Source organism: Anaerobiospirillum succiniciproducens DSM 6400 (genome assembly GCF_000482845.1).
GTDB classification, from domain to species: domain Bacteria; phylum Pseudomonadota; class Gammaproteobacteria; order Enterobacterales; family Succinivibrionaceae; genus Anaerobiospirillum; species Anaerobiospirillum succiniciproducens.
In genome coordinates this window covers 87,596-105,168 of record NZ_KI519512.1, presented here as the reverse complement: position 1 = coordinate 105,168, position 17,573 = coordinate 87,596, and the positions used below count along the sequence as shown (strand labels likewise).

Here is a 17,573-nt window from a genome sequence, read left to right as displayed (position 1 = left end):
GCTTTCGGTGGCTTAGACGCAGCTGATGCCTCAGGTGACGATGCCTTTGGTGGCTTAGACGCAGCTGATGCTTCAGGTGACGATGCTTTCGGTGGTCTTGATGCAGCCGACGCATCTGCAGATGATGCATTTGGTTCATTAGGCTCTGATGAAGACTTTGGTTTTACCAATGATGATTCAGCAGAGTTCGGTGCAGATGGTGATTTACCAGGATTCGATGAGAGCACTTTTGGTGACATCGATGGTGATGACGCATTTGCAAGCGGTCTTGGCGATATGTCAGACGATGCGTTTGAAATGCCAGGCGCTGATGATACCAGTTCACCAGCTACCACTAAGTAGTCAAAACTAAATTTAAGGGCGTAAGCCCATCAAAGGCCCAGGGTAAAACCTGGGCTTTTTGTTTTTATAGACACAAGTTATAGTTGCTTAGTTTTAGAAGCTATTTTGGTGTCGCTTTTGTTTGGGGGGATTTAGATGGATCTGTTTAAGGAAAGGTGCCTGGGTTTATCAGACAATGGCTTGGTAAAACTTTCTGAAGAATCGCCCTTAATGTGTTTACCTCAAGTTAAAGAGGCCTTCTTGGAGCTAAAAGACGACGCTAGAAAGCAAGGCTTTAACTTACAAGCATGCTCAGCATTTAGATCTTTTGAGGCTCAAGCTCGTATTGTGTCAGCTAAGTTTCGCGGTGAGCGCAAGATCCTTGATATTCATGAGCAGCCATTACAAGCAATACCTGATGATGCGGTGGAGCGCTTAAAGGCAATTTTGCTTTTTTCAGCTATGCCAGGTTTTTCAAGACATCATATTGGCGCTGATTTAGATGTGTATGCTCAAGATAGACTTCCTCAAGGACAGAGTTTACAGCTTACGTATCATGAATATCTGAGTGACTCTTATTTCAGTGAGTTTGGTGTCTACCTGAATGAAAGCATAGAAAAGTTTGGCTTTTCAAATCCTTATATGCCAAAACTTCAGCTAGATGATGCTAGTTCTTCATCTGAAAAGGTGAAAGTGTTATCTACTTGCATTACAGATGAGGCAAGTAATGTTGCAAAGAGAATTGAAAACGGTCAGATAGCTGTAGGCCCAGAGCCTTGGCATATCTCGCATGCTCAAACAGCAGATAAATATTTAGTACATTACGATGTTGAAGCGGCTATAGCTTACGTAGAGAATGCTGACTTGCCATTCAGCCGTTATGTTCGTGAAGTTATGACTCAAGAGCGCATTAATACTATGCTCAAGCTATCAAGCTAATTGCTTTGTTTTAAAAATCGCTCACAAAGCTCTTATACAGTGTTGGTGTATGGCTTTTAGTGCATTAATTATGGGCAAACATGCTCGCATAACTTTGCAAAATCATGATCTGTATCTAGATTTTTATGCATAGATAACGAAATATAACAAACCTAAGCAACAGCTAATTTAACATCTTTATTATGTGTATATCAAAGACATTGCCTACAATAACAAAGTAGGTATATTTCGCTGCAATTTTCTGCAGTATGGTCAAACTTGTGCTAGGGCTATATGAGTTGATTTATGGAAGTTAGCAGCAAGTTTGATAGGTTTGTTTATATATTGGGTGATTGATATGTCTTTAAAGTTGAGTTTAGCCGCTGCTGCAGTATTAGCTGCAACTTCATTTAGTGTTCAAGCCGCCGAGGCTCCAGCAGCTCCAGCACCTGTTGCTACTCAGATTCAGATCGTTCCAGGTTACGGCAATCTTGATTGCCCAAACTTTGATGTGAACTGTCCTCGTGCACAACAAGCAGCTTCTGCTGTTCGTGCCGGTGCTCCAGTACCACGTCATTTAATGGGCGGCGAGGTGCCACCACGTCATCACCATGCAATGCGTGGTCAGGTTCCTCCAGCACCACCAGCACCTGTAGCTGCACCAGTTCCTCCAGCTCCTGAGGCTGCTCCAGTACCTCCAGCACCACCAGCACCGGTTGCTGCTCCAGTGCCTCCAGCACCGCCAGCACCTGTGGCTGCTCCAGTTCCTCCAGCACCACCTGCCCCTGTTGCTGCTTCAGTGCCACCAGCTCCTCCTGCTCCTGCAGCTGCCCAGGTACCACCTCCAGCTCCTCGTGCTGCAGCTATGGGTGTACCAGCACCACGTCATGCAGTAAGAGTTCATGGTCCTCGTCCAATGGGTGCAGATCAGCCTTTACGTGGTCCTAAGAAGTTCACTGTAGATGAGATTAACAACCACAAGCGTCGTATGCTTAACGACTGGTGCCCACAGCATAACCAGCCTTTAAAGGCTTGCTTAGGCCCTGAGGTTGAGGCATTTGTTGCTCCTGAGTTAGCTAAGCTCCAGGACTTACAGGATCAGCTATTTGTTAAGGATCAGGTCTTAAAGGCTCAGGTTAACGCTGGTGAAGACGCAGCTACTATTACTAAGTACGCAAACGATGTGAACAAGGCTCGTCGCGACATCCGCAACTTCGTTGTTGACCTCAAGACCAAGGTTCACAAGATGGCTGCCGACCACAAGGCTGGCGCACAGGCCGCTCCTAAGAAGTAATAATCGAGTTTTAACTCATTAGATTTTAGCCTTCATAGCATTACGATAATGCTGTGAAAGGCAGCAAAAGAAGTTCATTACTATTGCATTAAAGGCCCTCTGCTTCACCGCTCAGGGCCTTTTTTCATGGTCACAATCTTTTGCAATGGATAAAAAAGAAGGGCAGCTCCAAAGGAACTGCCCTCAATAGTTAGTTGTTAAGCTAAAGCTTTAGATAAGCAACAACTTATCTATTGTTCTTAACCGCCAAGCAGGTTCAGCGCTACAGTTGGACGCTGATTAGCCTGGCTAAGAATTGTTTGTGATGCCTGCTGAATGATCTGATTCTGTGTTAAAGCTGCAGTCTCAGATGCAAAGTCAGTATCACGAATACGGCTGCGTGCATCAGATTCGTTCTCAGAAATTGAGCTCTGATTGCGGATGGTACTTTCCATTCTGTTCTGTATTGCGCCTAGGGCCGCACGCTTAGAATCAACCATTTCAATGAATTTATCGATGTACTGCAGAGTCTTCTGTGCAGTCGAAGGCAGTGATACAGCCCAATAAGCAAGACTTAATTTGTTATTTGCAGTTGCAACTAAACCAAAACCTTGAGCTCCACCTGCATTTGCATCGGTATCTTTAAATGATAGCTTATCGTTTTGATTTTGGATGCCAGCGTTAATCATGCTCATGATGCCCTTCATATCAAAAGCACCACATTCAAGAGTGATTTCGTCCTTGGCATTGGCTCCGACCTGGAAGAAGTACTCATACTTTTTAGCAGCTTGACCACCGCCGCCACCACCAGCTTGAGCAACTTCACGCATGAGGGTGTTGGCACCGCCGCCGTCGAGCACCTGAGCACCAGCGAAGGTAGTCTTCTTGGCGATACGGCTGATCTCGTGTGAGAGGGCCTTTACTTCCTCTTGGAGAGCCTGACGATCTTTTGCAGTGTTGGTACCGTTGGCTGCCTGAACAGCTAAAGTACGGATGCGCTGCAGCATGTTGGTGGTCTCATCGAGAGCACCTTCGATGGTTTGAGCTAAGGCAATACCGTCGTTTGCATTGCGGTTACCCTGGTTGAGGCCATTAATCTGGGCTGTTAAGCGATCAGAGATCTGAAGGCCTGCGGCGTCGTCTTTGGAGCTGTTGATACGAAGACCTGAGGACAGTCTCTGATAAGAGGTGTTCAGGGCTAAAGTCGAGTTAGCTAACTTACGCTGAGCGTTGATGGAGCTAACATTAGTGTTGACGTACAGTGCCATTTGTTACCTCCTATCGACCGCCACCAAGAAGGTTAAGCGCAACGGTTGGACGTTGGTTAGCCTGTGACAGAATGGTCTGTGAGGCTTGCTGAATGATCTGATTCTGTGTCAGAGCAGCAGTTTCAAGAGCAAAGTCTGTATCTCGAATACGGCTGCGTGCATCAGATTCATTCTCAGAAATTGAGCTCTGATTGCGGATGGTGCTTTCCATTCTGTTCTGTATTGCGCCTAGGGCCGCACGCTTAGAATCAACAGTTTGAATGAACTCATCGATGTATTTCAGAGTATTTTGTGCAGCAGATGGTGTTGATACAACCCAGTAAGCAGTTGATTTTTGTGCATTGTTAGCAGAAAGCGCTAATCCGAATTTATCAGCTTTACCTGCATCAGCTTCATTATCGGCTATTGCAAGTTTTGTTGCATTGGCTCCTTTGGCGTCATTAGTCATATTCATGATGCCAAGCATTGTAAAAGCACCACACTCAAGGCTAATTTCGTCCTTAGCGTTGGCTCCGACCTGGAAGAAATACTCGTATTTTCCGGTACCTTGACCGTTTGCTCCCATAATTTCACGCATCAAATTATTTGGAGCGTCACCACCATCAAGAACTGTAGCGCCAGCAAAGGTGGTCTTCTGGGCGATACGGGTGATCTCGTGAGAAAGGGACTTTACTTCCTCTTGGAGAGCCTGACGATCTTTGGCAGTGTTAGTACCGTTAGCTGCCTGAACAGCGAGGGTACGGATACGCTGCAGCATGTTGGTGGTCTCATCGAGCGCACCTTCGATGGTCTGAGCTAAGGCAATACCGTCATTTGCGTTACGGTTACCCTGGTTGAGGCCATTAATCTGGGCTGTTAAACGATCGGAGATCTGAAGACCAGCAGCGTCGTCCTTGGAACTGTTGATACGAAGACCTGACGACAGTCTCTGATAAGAGGTGTTCAGGGCTAAAGTGGAGTTAGCAAGCTTACGCTGAGCGTTGATGGAGCTAACGTTGGTATTAACATATAGTGCCATTTGCTATCTCCTATCGACCGCCAAGCAGGTTAAGCGCAACGGTTGGACGCTGGTTGGCCTGAGTCAGAATAGTCTGTGAGGCCTGTTGAATGATCTGATTCTGTGTCAGAGCAGCAGTTTCAAGAGCAAAGTCAGTATCACGAATACGGCTGCGTGCATCAGATTCATTCTCTGAAATAGAGCTCTGATTGCGGATGGTGCTTTCCATACGATTTTGGATTGCGCCTAGGGCCGCACGCTTAGAATCAACAGTTTCAATGAACTTATCGATGGTGGCTAATGTTCTTTGAGCCGCCTCTGGTGTTGCAACAACCCAATATGCACTTGTGTTCTTATTGTTTTCAACTACGAGACCAAAATGATCATCTTTACCGGCATTCGCAATGGTATCGGCAAATTTGATTTGATCATTAGCGGGCACACCCTCATTTGCCATGCTCATGATGCCTTCCATCGTAAAAGCACCGCACTGCAGGCTGATTTCGTCCTTGGCGTTGGCTCCAACCTGGAAGAAGTATTCAAACTTTGTTGGAGGGTTACCTTGCTGACCTGCAACTGGACGCATTAAGTTGTTTGGAGCTTTACCGCCATCAAGAACTGTAGCGCCAGCAAAGGTGGTCTTTTGGGCGATACGGGTGATCTCGTGAGAAAGAGACTTTACTTCCTCTTGGAGAGCTTGACGATCTTTGGCAGTGTTAGTACCGTTAGCGGCCTGAACAGCGAGGGTACGAATGCGCTGCAGCATGTTGGTGGTCTCATCGAGAGCACCTTCGATGGTCTGAGCTAAGGCAATACCGTCGTTTGCGTTACGGTTGCCTTGGTTGAGGCCATTAATCTGGGCAGTTAAGCGATCAGAGATCTGCAGACCTGCTGCGTCGTCCTTAGAGCTGTTGATACGAAGACCTGATGACAGTCTCTGATAAGAGGTATTCAGGGCGAGAGTTGAGTTAGCTAACTTGCGCTGTGCATTGATGGAGCTAACGTTGGTATTAACGTATAAAGCCATAATCGATTACTCATATCTAATTTTTGGAGCCATGATATATAGCTTCTTAGCTCCCAAATACTGTTTGCAAAAGTGCATTTGAAAACATCAGCTAAAGATGCTGCTTGCAAATGGACTCTCAATAAAATCTCGTCTTAAATAAGGCCGCACAAGGAGATAAAGCGGCCTTAAGATATCGAGGTACTAAATTGGTTTAACTATTGACCGCCGCCAAGGAGGTTAAGTGCCACAGTTGGACGCTGGTTGGCCTGGGTCAGAATAGTTTGTGAAGCCTGCTGAATGATCTGATTCTGTGTTAAAGCTGCAGTCTCAGATGCAAAATCGGTATCACGAATACGGCTGCGTGCATCAGATTCATTCTCAGAAATTGAGCTCTGATTACGGATGGTGCTTTCCATACGATTTTGGATTGCGCCTAGGGCCGCACGCTTAGAATCAACAAACTCAATGAACTTATCAATTGAGAAAAGAGTACGTTGTGCCATACTTGGCTTATCAACTACCCAGTGTACAGAGTTGTTAGTTTTAGAAATTCCAGCTAATGCAGGATCTGCTCCCACATCTTTGCCTTCAACATTTTTTCCAGCACTAAGCTCTGTTTGTGAGTAAATAGCCAGCATTGTAAAAGCACCGCACTGAAGGCTAATTTCGTCCTTTGCGTTAGCTCCTACCTGGAAGAAATATTCCCATTTTTCTGCAGCTGCTGGAGCTTTGCCATCTGCTGGTCTCATTAAGCCATTGGCTACACCTTTACCGCCATCAAGAACTTGAGCGCCAGCAAAAGTAGTCTTTTGAGCAATACGAGTAATTTCGTCTGATAAAGCGTTAACTTCTTCTTGGAGGGCCTTACGGTCTTTCTCGGTGTTGGTACCGTTGGCGGCCTGAACAGCGAGGGTACGGATGCGCTGGAGCATGTTGGTGGTCTCATCAAGAGCACCTTCGATGGTCTGAGCTAAGGCGATGCCGTCATTGGCGTTACGGTTACCCTGGTTGAGGCCATTAATCTGGGCAGTTAAGCGATCGGAGATCTGCAGACCGGCTGCGTCGTCCTTGGAGCTGTTGATACGAAGACCAGATGACAGTCTCTGATAAGAGGTGTTAAGTGCTAAGGTTGAGTTAGCGAGTTTACGTTGAGCATTAATCGAGCTAACGTTGGTATTAACATACAATGCCATGATGGTCTCTCCTTTGAGCAGCTTAGACATAGTAGCTGCGTAGTATCGTAAGCTTGGTGCTATACGATATATGCTTATTTGTTTGTTATAAGCGGCAATACTTGTTGCCTAAGCATTCACAAGAGCAGTGCTCATGGACACTGATCTTGATGGTAATTAGTAAAAAGCATATCCAATGCCAAATTAGATGAGGTTTACTCATTGCCTTTTGCAACTGTGTTGCGGTGTTTTGATAAATGGTTTTGTGGATTCGATTTTTATCGCGGTTAAATGTTGGTATCTCGATGCGATTTAAGCTCTTTATATTGCCTTAAGTTGATTATTACGAGAAATGTTAAAGGATATGTTTTATTAATAAGGTAATCATGATGGCTTTATGGCAATGCATTGATACATGAAGCTAGAAAAGCTTTCTGGAGATGATAAAAATCATGCGACTGCAGGGTGTTTGTGTTGCGTGTTGACTGACTTTGCCTTAATCTGACAATACACTTGTATACATGTGTTTTTATGGTTTCAACCATATGCATACAGCAAGGCAGTTTAGTCAGCCACAGTGAATCTATGATTGTTAGTCTATAGCGAGTTTAGATTAGATCCTTGTGCCTCATGGCTTAAGTGAAGATGCATGTTTGTATGTGGTGCAATGCTTTTTAGATAAGCCAAGAATTAGTGTATCCGTTTGGCCACAAATTGAGTTTGTCTTTTGGCTTAGGATTTAAGGCATGCAGCTAGTAATGCTGCATGTTTTGCCTCGTCAGATGGTCTATAATGAGCCAACATGCTCAGGAGTAAAATATGGCACAAGATAATATTGCAAATGTAGTAGTGATTGGTTCTGGCCCAGCTGCTTGTACTGCTGCTATCTACGCAGCTCGCGCATCCTTAAATCCTATTATGGTTAAGGGTTTTGAAGAGGGTGGTCAGCTCACTACAACCCCTGAGGTAGGCAACTGGCCTGGTGCTTTAGGTGATCCTAGTGGCTTTGACATCATGCAGAACATGATTAAGCATGTTAACGAGCTGGGTGTGAAGTCTATTTCTGATGTGGTTTCAGAGGTTGACTTCTCAGGTGAGATTAAGCGCTTAAAGCTTTCTGGTGGTGAAGAAATCCTAACTAAAGCAGTTGTGATTGCTACCGGCGCACGTGCTCGTTACTTAAACATTGAGTCTGAGGTAAAGTTTAAAGGCCGTGGTATCTCTGCTTGCGCTACTTGCGATGGTATGTTCTTCCGTAATAAGACTGTTGCTGTTATCGGTGGCGGTTCCGTTGCCTTTATTGAGGCATTATTCTTAGCTAACCTGTGCTCAAAGGTATACCTCATTCACCGTCGTGAAGGCTTCCGTGCTGAGCAGATTTTAGTTGATCGTGTTAATGAGTTAGCCGCACAAGGCAAGATGGAGCTCATCTTAAACGCTAACGTTAAAGAGTACGTTGGTGATGATCTCTTAAATGGTATTGTCTTAGATGTTAAGGGTGAAGAGCGCAAGCTTGATCTTAATGGCGTATTCGTAGCTATCGGTCATGATCCTGCAACTGAAGTGTTCAAGGGTCAGATTGATCTTGATTCTAAGGGCTACATTGTCACTAACAAGAGTAAGACTCCAGTAACTGCAACCTCATGCCCTGGCGTATTTGCTGCTGGCGACTGTTCATTCCCTGAGTACCATCAGGCTATTGTTGCCGCTGGTCAGGGCTGTCAAGCAGCTTTAGACGTTGAGCAGTATCTTCTTGGTATTGCCTAAAATTGATTTCTAGCGCTGTTGATATGGCGCTTATACATAACAAAAAGGGGAGCAATTGGCTCCCCTTTTTGTTGGTTGCGGCAAGATTGAACACCGTAGCCAGAATGATGATGCTTATGGCTTGGCATTGTAGATCTATGAGCAAGTATGCAGTAGCAATCTGCTTTGCTGCATACTTGCTAAAGGTTATTGCCTTATGATCCTTGCCATGGTGTTTAGAGGTGCAGCTTTTCTAAGGTCTTTTCGTAGATCTCAGTTAAGGTGTCGAGGTTCTCAACTTCAGTGCACTCGTTGACCTGATGGATGGTGCCATTGAGCGGACCAAACTCTACTACCTGAGTGCCTAATGGAGCGATGAAGCGACCATCTGAGGTACCGCCTAAGGTATTCATGTCTGGAGTTACGCCAGTCTTTTCCTTCACTGACTCAGTGATAGCCTTAACAAGCTGTCCATCGCGCTCAGAGATAAACGGTAGGCCATTAATCACGTATCTTACAGTAGCGTAGATACGTAACTTCTCCATGGTCTTTTCCACCATCTTCTGCAGCTTTAATGGAGTCTGCAGTGGATTGAAGCGCCAGTTACACATGATCTGGCAAGTACCAGGAGCTACGTTCTCTGCACCAACACCTGCGTTAAAGTTAGTAACGTTAAAGGAGGTTGGTGGGAAATCCTCATTGCCATCATCTAAGTGCTTTTCAAGCAATGCTGCAATAAGACGAGCGCCATTGTGGGCGGCATTGTCAATCTGCTCAGGATAAGCAACGTGACCTTGCTTGCCATTGATGGTGATATGAGCAGTCATAGAGCCACGACGACCGATCTTTACGGTATCACCAAACTTCTTCGAGCAGGAAGGCTCGCCTACGATACAGAAAGTAGGGTATAGACGCTCTTTTTTGAACCACTCAGCAACAAAAGGAATGCCGCCAACTGCATCACCCTCTTCGTTAGAGGTCATTAGCAAGCCAACGGTGCCCTTAAAATCAGGATGCTTAGTCACAAAGTTTCTAAGAGCAATAGTCATGGCGGCATCTGAGCTCTTCATATCTGCAGCGCCACGGCCATATAAGAAACCATCCTTTACTACAGGGGTAAAAGGATCATTGCTCCAAGCGTTAACATCACCAGCAGGCACGACATCAGTGTGACCTAAGAAAATGGTGAATGGACCAGGAGCGACGATGCCAGTTGCATCGTATGGGCCTGGTTTGCCATTTAAGATCTTAGGATCACCGACAAAGTTAGCCTTCTCGTCTTTAGAACACAGAGCCAACAGGTTAAAGGTTGGGTACATGCCTTCTCTTAAGGTTCTGCAGTGGAAACCAACATCACCTAAGATCTTCTCGAGTACGTCTTGGCAACCCTCATCGTTTGGGGTAACTGACTTGCGTGAAATCAGTTCCTTGGCCAGTTCTAATGTATCTGACATTTTCTCACTCATAGACTTTTATTATTCATCGTGGCCAAGAGTTCATCTTAGCTATACGCTGGGGCAAAGAGTGCATTTGCTCTACATAGTTTGTAAGAGCTTATCCTTGCTGTTAGTTACTCTACGCATTGGGCCATTATATGGCGCATAACTTACAAAGTTGCGTTTTGTGCATTCTTGTCGCGTAGATGCTGCTATGGCACTCAAAGAGAGCATGGCCTATTTGATCATGCTATTGCAGTAATTCACGATGAGTTTGCAGCTAAACGGCTGCCTAGAAACAAATAAGCCGTCGCTGTTTAAGTATCAAGAACATTGTGGCTGCTTGATAGCGGTGCGACGGCAGGTGACATAGACATTATGATGCTATGGCTAAGTGCTTGCCTACAAAGCCATCTAGGCTTTGTTGGTTGGTAATCAGTGTTATTGAGGATTAATCCTCGTCCTCATCTGGGTATTGTAAGAACAGCTTACGCTCTAACTGTAAGAAACGGTAGGCGTTAGCGTGAGTACCCTTTAATGAGAAGCCATCGATGCGGCCATAGCGAACCTGTAAGAAGAGGTCGAGATCTTCATCGTTAACAAGCTCTGCAGCCTTAAGGTATTGACGTACGTAGTCACCAGCAAGGAGACCATCCCATGGATATACAGTGGAGATGGAGCGCCAGATGAGCATGCTGTATGAGTCAACTAAGATGAACTGATCCTTTTTGAGCTGATTTAAGAAGTCAGCATATAAAGAGCTATCAGCTGTCATGTCGATAAAGTCGCGGGTAGGGCCTTGTGAACCGTCATCTGAGGTTACATAAGCCTTGTCGCCATCGATAACTAAGTACTGAGGCTCGATTTCAGCTGCAGCCTTGTGCTCACCAATGGTCTTGCGCAGTTCTTCGCTGCAGCAAATAAGTGGCTTTGCACTCATTAAGCTTAAAGCATTGCAAAAGTCTTCAGCGCCAAATTTCTGAGCTTCGGAGTCGTTGAGCTTGACGCAAATGGTGGCTTTTACCTCATTCTCAGGTGGACGGATAACTTTATGGGCATCCGGCGGACACTCAGTTTGCATTCTCTCTACATGAGCCATGTTTTAACTCCGATTCTTAACTAACCAACTACAAACAACAGCGACTATTGAGCAAGCTAATTTGGCTTATGGCAGCCAAACTTTGTAACTGTAACAATCGAGCTGTTGCATTAAATTATGTGTCTATTTTGCTCTGCCGAGCTCTGATCTTATAGCAGTGCAAGTACCAAGCATATTGCTATGCAGAGCTCTGATCTTATAGCTGTGCAAGTACCGAGCATAATGCTATGTCTTGCTGTAATCTTATCGCTATGCAGGCACTAAGCATTTTGCTATGCCTAGCTATGATCTTATGGCCAAAGCTTGAGACGCATAACTATGTGCTCATATTCAATGAGGCTCTTAATGGCAAAGTGCATAGAACTTCAAGATTTTAAGGCGTTTGCCATGCAAAAGCAAAAAACCTTAGTCATTAACGTTACCGTTGTCATACAGATTTTATCTATGAGCAAAATACAAGGCAAAAAGAGACAATAATTAGGTAGAAAAGCCATAATTATCGAGATCGTCACCGTGACAAGAATTGTTGGTATGAGGTAGGCGACTTTTGTTTTGCTGTTTGCTAAACACAGAGTTATTTTCCACGGCATGTCTTAACTGTGTCTATAGCTGTAGTCGTAAACAGCTGGAGTGGAAGGATGGGGCGTTTTTAGAGCTTTGCAGTTGTTTGATGAGATGTTGTGGCAAGAGAGGCAGGCAATCTAGGGTGGCAAGCTAGTGCCGCAAGATGGCACTAGCTTGAAGTGGCCATGGCATGTATTTGCATGGCCTGAGGTGGAATTACATTGCACCACGAAGCTGGTTAATGAACTCTAAAGAAGAGACGCTCAGGATATTGTAGCCCTGGCTCTTTAAGATGATGAGATCAAAGAGCAGAATGAACATGGTGAGCAGCTGCAGGGCATGTACGTAGGAACGATGGGAGGTGCCATTGTTACCAGCGATGAGCATGCCGAAGATGAGTCGCATTGCTACGCACAGTGCAATCAAGGATAGGCCGGTGATGTAGTGCATGATGCCAAATGAGGCCATGATGCTTAGAACAATCACAAACAGCAGACCCTTGGTGGTCATGGTTCCTGAAGAGTCCATAGGATCTTGAGGTAAGTTCCAAGATAAGGTGCTTGCAGATGCAGCAGAAAGCATAGCCACAATGCCATAGGCTGCAGTGGCCTCAGCAATACCATCAACACTTAAGATCAGAATGTTAGACAGCCACATGAAGATAATCATTGGGACAGTCACAGATGCAGCCACAATAACCACATCATGACGACGTCTACTGATATAAGAGATGATGCGGTAGATACCTCGATATGGAGTTAGACCAGTGCAGAGCAAGAACACTATGAAAGATATAGTGCCAACTGTGTCAACATTAACTAGTAATTCAGCAAGTGATGCAACAAAGCCTGAGAGTAAACCTACAAATAAGTAAGGCACTGGCATGGAGCTTGGGTAGCAAGGGCCGAGTCGAGCTGCTGTCTTTGGCGCAATCACTGGTAGATTGGTATGAGTAAAGAAAGCAGCGAGTAACTGACGTAAGTATAAGAACACGGTCATACCTAAACCTACATTCTCTTGCAGGTTTAAGTTTGCAAAGTTAGCAGTGCCGTTCTCATCGCGACGCATTGAGCCTTGTCGCTTAGATAAATCGCTATCATCATAGCCATCTGTATCATCAGAGCGAGTTTCGTAGCTATCTTCTTCATAGCCATAAGGATTACGCTCAAAAGCCTTAAGCTCTTCGTCATTGGCATTCTCAAGAGAGGCACGAGCATAAGAGCTTTCTAAAGCTAAGCCATCAGATGATGAGCCCTTGAGTGCATCAGTGCCGTCTGTCTCTCCATTAACAGGGTAGGCATCTTGAGCAAAGAGGCCGTCGCCAACATCTTCTTTAGTGGCATAACGTGACTCTTGCTCAGCAGCTAACTTACGAGCATTCTCAATGACTTGGCTATGCGGTGCAGCCATAGACTCACGCGCAGCCTCGGCTAAAGCCTCTTCATAGGCAATATCCTCAGCACTCTTAGTAGCTACTGGTGGGTTGTTTTGTAAATCATCATCAAGATAGCTTGGTGGTAGCGCACGGTCATGTAAGAGCTTGGAGCGAGTTGCCTGGATATTAGCCTCAACCTCTGCATTGGAGTGGTCAGGGCCAACAGCATAGATAGGAGCCTCGCTTTGAGCCTCTTGCATTGGACGGCTTGGCTCTTTTGGTCCAACGTAGTAACGAGGGCCATCATCGTAAGGCTCACCTGCATATTGATCGCTTGAGGCGCTTTGCATGCTTAGAGCACCGCCATCGCCCATGCCTGCAGGAACAGCTAAATCAGACTCATCAACGCTATTTGCAGCTAAGGCGGCCATACGTGCAGCTTCTTGCTCACGGCGCTGCTCTTTTGCAATACGGGCTTGCTCTTGAGCATGTGCTTGCATGGCTGCCTCACGAGCAGCGGCTTCTGCAGCTAATTCCTCAGGAGTTCTAACACCTGGAGTGATATATGGGCTTGGCTCATACTCACCAAAGGAGCTTGGCTCCTCAACTGGAGGATTAGATGGACCTACATAGTACTGAGGCTCTTGATTGCCTGGAATTACATAATTATTGCCGTTTTGTGCAGCTGCAAAAGTCTCATCAGCAAGAGAGTTATTGTCTTGTACAGACATAGAACCCATATTGTCTTGAGCTTGATAAGCAGCAGCTTGACGTGCTGATTGAGCAGCCTCTTTTTGCTTAGCAATACGGTCAGCGTAGGTTCCAACGTAGATGTTGTCCTCATCACGTGGCTGTTCTTCAACTACACGCTCAGTTTTTGGACCTACATAGTAAACCGGGCCATCATCAACTTCTTCTTGAGCTCTTTGTGCAGGCATTGCCTGAACTTCGTTCTCATCATACTCATTGTACGAGTACGGATTTTGGCCATTGTCAGAGCCATTAAAGCCATTATTAGCTACGTTTTGCTGTTCGTTATAAACGTCGTTATTAGAGTATGTGCCGTCCTGAGGGCTAAACTCATCGTAATGATCAGCGCTTTGTACAGTACCGTCATTGTAAGCATAGTTCTGAGCATTATCGTCCTGAGAGGCAAAAGAACTATCACGAGTAATAGGCGCAGCAACACCGCTTAAGCTATCGTCATAGTTTTGTGAAGACTCAGCACTTGCTTGTTGCATGCGCTCAGATGCGGCCTCTTGTGAGATACGCTCAGATGCTGCTTGTGCGGCATTGCCATAGAGGACAGTAGAGTGCTCTTCACCGTCGCTTGACATGGCATAACCTTGCGCAGGCTTGTTCTTAGAGCCTTTAGAGCTGTTCATCTCTTTGATGCGACGAATCATCTCTAGCTCATCATCAGAAAGGCCTGTGATATAGCTGTTCTTACGTGGCAGCTGAGGTGGCTGCTGACGCTTTTCAAGACCTTGAATAGCAGTATGGCCTTCATTAGACATCATCATGGCATCAGACATGATGGAGACTTCGTCATTACGGAACTTGTCGGCGCTGACTAACTTGATATCTTGCTCGGCAGCTTCCTTTGCAAGCTGCTGTGACATAGCCTCTTGAGCGGCAGCCATTTGGGCAGCAAGATCTGAGTCAAGAGAATCATCTTCTTGCTCATCAAAGTGCTCAAGATTAGCAAAAGGATTGTCTGAATCAGACGCCTTTGCACCGTCAGCAGCGCTAGTGTCACTCTTTATTGACTCGCTAGGAACATCAGCTTGGCTCTCAGTGCTATCTTGAGTCTTACTTGCTGAGATTAGAGATTCGTTGTTAGCATCGGCTGCAGACATTTGTGCATCTTTAAGGGATGTAGCTAAACTAAAGCTACTATCATCTGCATTGCTAAGCGGATTAGCACCTTCATAAGAAGCACTCTCGCTTGCACCTGATGAAGTGGTATCACTTACCTTTTGATCTTGTAAGTCTTGCTCTGAGGTAAGTTGTGCATCTGATGGGGTAAGATTATTGTTCATTACAACTTCATCGTCTGATTGAAATTCATGATTAACGCTGCTTGCAGCAGTAATGGCGGCAGCATCTTCTTTACTTAAGTTTTCTAAGTCAGCAGCCTCTTGTTCGAGCACCGCTTGCTCAAGCTCAGAGTCATCAAACTCAACGGCTTGTGAAAAATCGTTTTCGCTTTCAACACTCTCAATGCCATCGGCCTGATCGGCTAAGGCGTTAAAGCGCCGCGCAGCTTCGGCAGCAGACTCAAGCGCAGCAGGATGCGGATTAATAACTTCATAATCCTCATGCAGGTGGTCATGATTGTCTATGGAGATCTTGTAATCGTCAGATAATGTGGCGCTTGTGACACCATAGTTATGTGCCTGAGTAGACTCTTGCATCACACTCTCAGCAAGCTCTTGCTCAAAGAGCTCAGAGTCCTCGAGTGCACTTTCAATATCTGACAGGAAGCTATCGTCATCATTAGTCGCTGCAGAGACAAATGAAGCCTCCGAAAGTGCCTCATCAGCACTTTCATCTGCAGCAGCGGCATGAGAGTCCTCTAAAGCAGCATCCGCAACGTCATACGCAGCAGCAATAGCCTCACGTCCAACCTCAGGTGCAACTGACTGAGCAGCAGAATCATCTAAGGCGACAGTTTCAGAGCTGTCGCTGTCGGTGCTATAGCTTGCAGAACCTTCGTTATCAGAACCGCTGCTGTCGGTGCTGTAGCTTTGGTTGCTGTAGCTCTCAGCGGCCATAGCAGCATCAGTACTTGTAGTAGCGGAATTTTGATCTTGTATTTGCAGGCTATTGTTCTCAGCTTCAGTTTCTTCTAAAGCTGCAATAATGGCCTCAACATTTTCATCTGAAGTTAGGCCAAATGCCTCTTCTGCATTTACATCTGCAAAGCGCTCATCTTTGCCATATACGGCGGTATTCTCGTCACTTGCATCACTCTGAGCATCGTACTTAATGTCATCAGGTGAGAGCTCATGATCGTTTTCATCAAACACCTGAATGCGTGGCTGATCTTCAAGCTCAATATCAACGCTCACGCCATTAGAGTTACTAGAGCTACTCTTAGCTACGGCATTAGCTAAGTTATCAGCGCTATCTTCAGAAGCAGCAACGCTGCTGGTGCTATCAACGCTAAAGCTTATGGCATCGTCGCTTGAGGTTTGTCCATTGCCCTCAAGATTTATTGGGGCATCTGACTCAAGATTTATTGGGGCATCGGACTCAAGATCGCTAGCCACGCTTGCGGCAAGATCGCTTGTTACGCCATCTTTGGCCTGGTCAGCTGTCTTATGGGTAGCATCATCAGAGTGTGAGGCAATGGTTTTAATAGCTGACTCGATGTCATTGTCAGAGGCTTCAGGATTGGTAAGACGCTCTAAGGTCTCTAAATCAAGATCGTCAATGTCGATATCAGTGGTATCTACTGAGTGCTCCTGTGAAGGGGAGGCATTAACAGACTCATCAGCCACATTAGACTCACTTGCATCTTTTGCATAAGACGCTTTTTCATCTGATGAGGCTAAGTCCTGTTTGGAGCTATCGATATTAGAGTTGCTCTGATCTTCAAACATTTCTACGTCCTGAAAACTCTAATGCTATGAGACTTACAAGTGCTCACAGCAAGGACTCTTCTTTTGCGCATCAAAGCTTTATTGGCCTAATAAAGCCATCATTTAGAGCTTTCTTAGGCTCATGATTTTTGAGCATGATGCAATGACGGTGTGTAGGTTTTAAGGGTAACTACTCATAAGATAGGCACATCTTAACTCGAGCATTCACGCAGGGTGTTAGATGCTAAATACCATACACACTAAGCTACTACCAAGGTTCTAGTTGCAAAGACACTTTTAGCATTGGCATCAAATAAACATAGGCAACAAAGGTCACGCTTGTTGCTATGAAATAAGGGTCACAGATACAACTGATGCTGAAACTTACAGTGCTTTGCTGAAAACTAAGGGAGGTCACAGTAAAGTTTAACTCTAGCGATGCTTTTGCACTTCCGTCGCTAGGTCAGAGGCTTTTATGTGGCGTAAAGATGCGGTGACTCACTCAAGAGTCGGTACAAGAAAGCAAAGTCTATAGGTAGCTAGGCCTGATAGACCCGCAGCACTTAAACGGTAGAGTGCAGATCATATGGGCAAAAACGCCATTTGTATCGCATTGCACGCTAAGTCTAAGGCAAAAGGGTGACATTAGATGTCTAAACTAGGCTATCTAAACAAACTACATATGCTGTGACCTGCATGCATTTTAGCATCAAACTAAGGCAAAACGCGCTAAAGCCTAATACTTATGCCCTCAAAGTAAACAATACTTACATCAAAATGAACGCCCACACTCATGCAATCGATACGC

Annotated in this window: 10 protein-coding genes and 1 pseudogene; 4 read left to right on the top strand and 7 right to left on the bottom strand. The window is 45.5% G+C overall.

Annotated elements, in window-relative coordinates; all coding sequences use genetic code 11:
• From H524_RS17520 to H524_RS17680, 3 genes and pseudogenes are all read left to right on the top strand, one after another.
• A pseudogene (locus H524_RS17520) lies at positions 1-342 on the top strand (hypothetical protein); the annotation flags it as partial.
• A 135-nt stretch (positions 343-477) separates the two neighbouring features.
• Complete coding sequence (locus H524_RS16905; protein WP_084281794.1) at positions 478-1,260, top strand: M15 family metallopeptidase; 783 nt, start codon at positions 478-480, stop codon at positions 1,258-1,260.
• 337 nt (positions 1,261-1,597) lie between these two features.
• Positions 1,598-2,533: a hypothetical protein gene (locus H524_RS17680; RefSeq protein WP_052339109.1), complete on the top strand. Its 936-nt coding sequence runs from the start codon at positions 1,598-1,600 to the stop codon at positions 2,531-2,533.
• A 239-nt stretch (positions 2,534-2,772) separates the two neighbouring features.
• Here H524_RS17680 and H524_RS0112760 read toward each other — a convergent pair whose 3' ends face one another.
• From H524_RS0112760 to H524_RS0112745, 4 genes are all read right to left on the bottom strand, one after another.
• On the bottom strand, positions 2,773-3,780 hold the full coding sequence (locus tag H524_RS0112760) for a flagellin N-terminal helical domain-containing protein (RefSeq protein WP_027940456.1): 1,008 nt from the start codon (positions 3,778-3,780) through the stop codon (positions 2,773-2,775).
• A 10-nt stretch (positions 3,781-3,790) separates the two neighbouring features.
• Positions 3,791-4,798 (bottom strand): flagellin N-terminal helical domain-containing protein, encoded by a 1,008-nt coding sequence (locus H524_RS0112755; RefSeq protein WP_027940455.1) that lies wholly within the window; start codon positions 4,796-4,798, stop codon positions 3,791-3,793.
• Positions 4,799-4,808: 10 nt separating this feature from the next.
• Entirely contained in the window at positions 4,809-5,804 is a 996-nt protein-coding gene (locus H524_RS0112750) for a flagellin N-terminal helical domain-containing protein (RefSeq protein WP_027940454.1), read from the bottom strand.
• A gap of 197 nt (positions 5,805-6,001) precedes the next feature.
• The gene (locus H524_RS0112745) at positions 6,002-6,979 is read right to left on the bottom strand and encodes a flagellin N-terminal helical domain-containing protein (RefSeq protein WP_027940453.1); all 978 of its coding nucleotides are present in this window, start codon (positions 6,977-6,979) and stop codon (positions 6,002-6,004) included.
• 798 nt (positions 6,980-7,777) lie between these two features.
• Here H524_RS0112745 and trxB point away from each other — a divergent pair.
• Positions 7,778-8,725, top strand: a complete 948-nt coding sequence (trxB, locus tag H524_RS0112740) for a thioredoxin-disulfide reductase (protein WP_027940452.1) — start codon at positions 7,778-7,780, stop codon at positions 8,723-8,725.
• 215 nt (positions 8,726-8,940) lie between these two features.
• Here the strand turns inward: trxB and dapE are convergent, their stop codons facing one another.
• The 3 genes from dapE to H524_RS0112715 all read right to left on the bottom strand — a co-directional run bounded on the left by dapE (position 8,941) and on the right by H524_RS0112715 (position 16,786).
• Positions 8,941-10,158 (bottom strand): succinyl-diaminopimelate desuccinylase, encoded by a 1,218-nt coding sequence (gene dapE / locus H524_RS0112730; RefSeq protein ID WP_156907625.1) that lies wholly within the window; start codon positions 10,156-10,158, stop codon positions 8,941-8,943.
• A 433-nt stretch (positions 10,159-10,591) separates the two neighbouring features.
• Positions 10,592-11,239, bottom strand: coding sequence for a hypothetical protein (locus tag H524_RS0112725; RefSeq protein WP_027940450.1), 648 nt, complete (start codon positions 11,237-11,239; stop codon positions 10,592-10,594).
• Positions 11,240-12,019: 780 nt separating this feature from the next.
• On the bottom strand, positions 12,020-16,786 hold the full coding sequence (locus tag H524_RS0112715; protein WP_027940449.1) for a hypothetical protein: 4,767 nt from the start codon (positions 16,784-16,786) through the stop codon (positions 12,020-12,022).
• Between the last annotated feature and the right edge of the window lie 787 nt (positions 16,787-17,573).

What these genes read in the sequence shown, in the direction of transcription:
- H524_RS0112745 (WP_027940453.1), bottom strand. Translation starts at nt 6,979, where the DNA reads ATGGCATTGTATGTTAATACCAACGTTAGCTCGATTAATGCTCAACGT.
- H524_RS0112760 (WP_027940456.1), bottom strand. Translation starts at nt 3,780, where the DNA reads ATGGCACTGTACGTCAACACTAATGTTAGCTCCATCAACGCTCAGCGT.
- trxB (WP_027940452.1), top strand. Translation starts at nt 7,778, where the DNA reads ATGGCACAAGATAATATTGCAAATGTAGTAGTGATTGGTTCTGGCCCA.
- H524_RS0112715 (WP_027940449.1), bottom strand. Translation starts at nt 16,786, where the DNA reads ATGTTTGAAGATCAGAGCAACTCTAATATCGATAGCTCCAAACAGGAC.
- H524_RS17680 (WP_052339109.1), top strand. Translation starts at nt 1,598, where the DNA reads ATGTCTTTAAAGTTGAGTTTAGCCGCTGCTGCAGTATTAGCTGCAACT.
- H524_RS0112755 (WP_027940455.1), bottom strand. Translation starts at nt 4,798, where the DNA reads ATGGCACTATATGTTAATACCAACGTTAGCTCCATCAACGCTCAGCGT.
- dapE (WP_156907625.1), bottom strand. Translation starts at nt 10,158, where the DNA reads ATGTCAGATACATTAGAACTGGCCAAGGAACTGATTTCACGCAAGTCA.
- H524_RS0112750 (WP_027940454.1), bottom strand. Translation starts at nt 5,804, where the DNA reads ATGGCTTTATACGTTAATACCAACGTTAGCTCCATCAATGCACAGCGC.
- H524_RS0112725 (WP_027940450.1), bottom strand. Translation starts at nt 11,239, where the DNA reads ATGGCTCATGTAGAGAGAATGCAAACTGAGTGTCCGCCGGATGCCCAT.
- H524_RS16905 (WP_084281794.1), top strand. Translation starts at nt 478, where the DNA reads ATGGATCTGTTTAAGGAAAGGTGCCTGGGTTTATCAGACAATGGCTTG.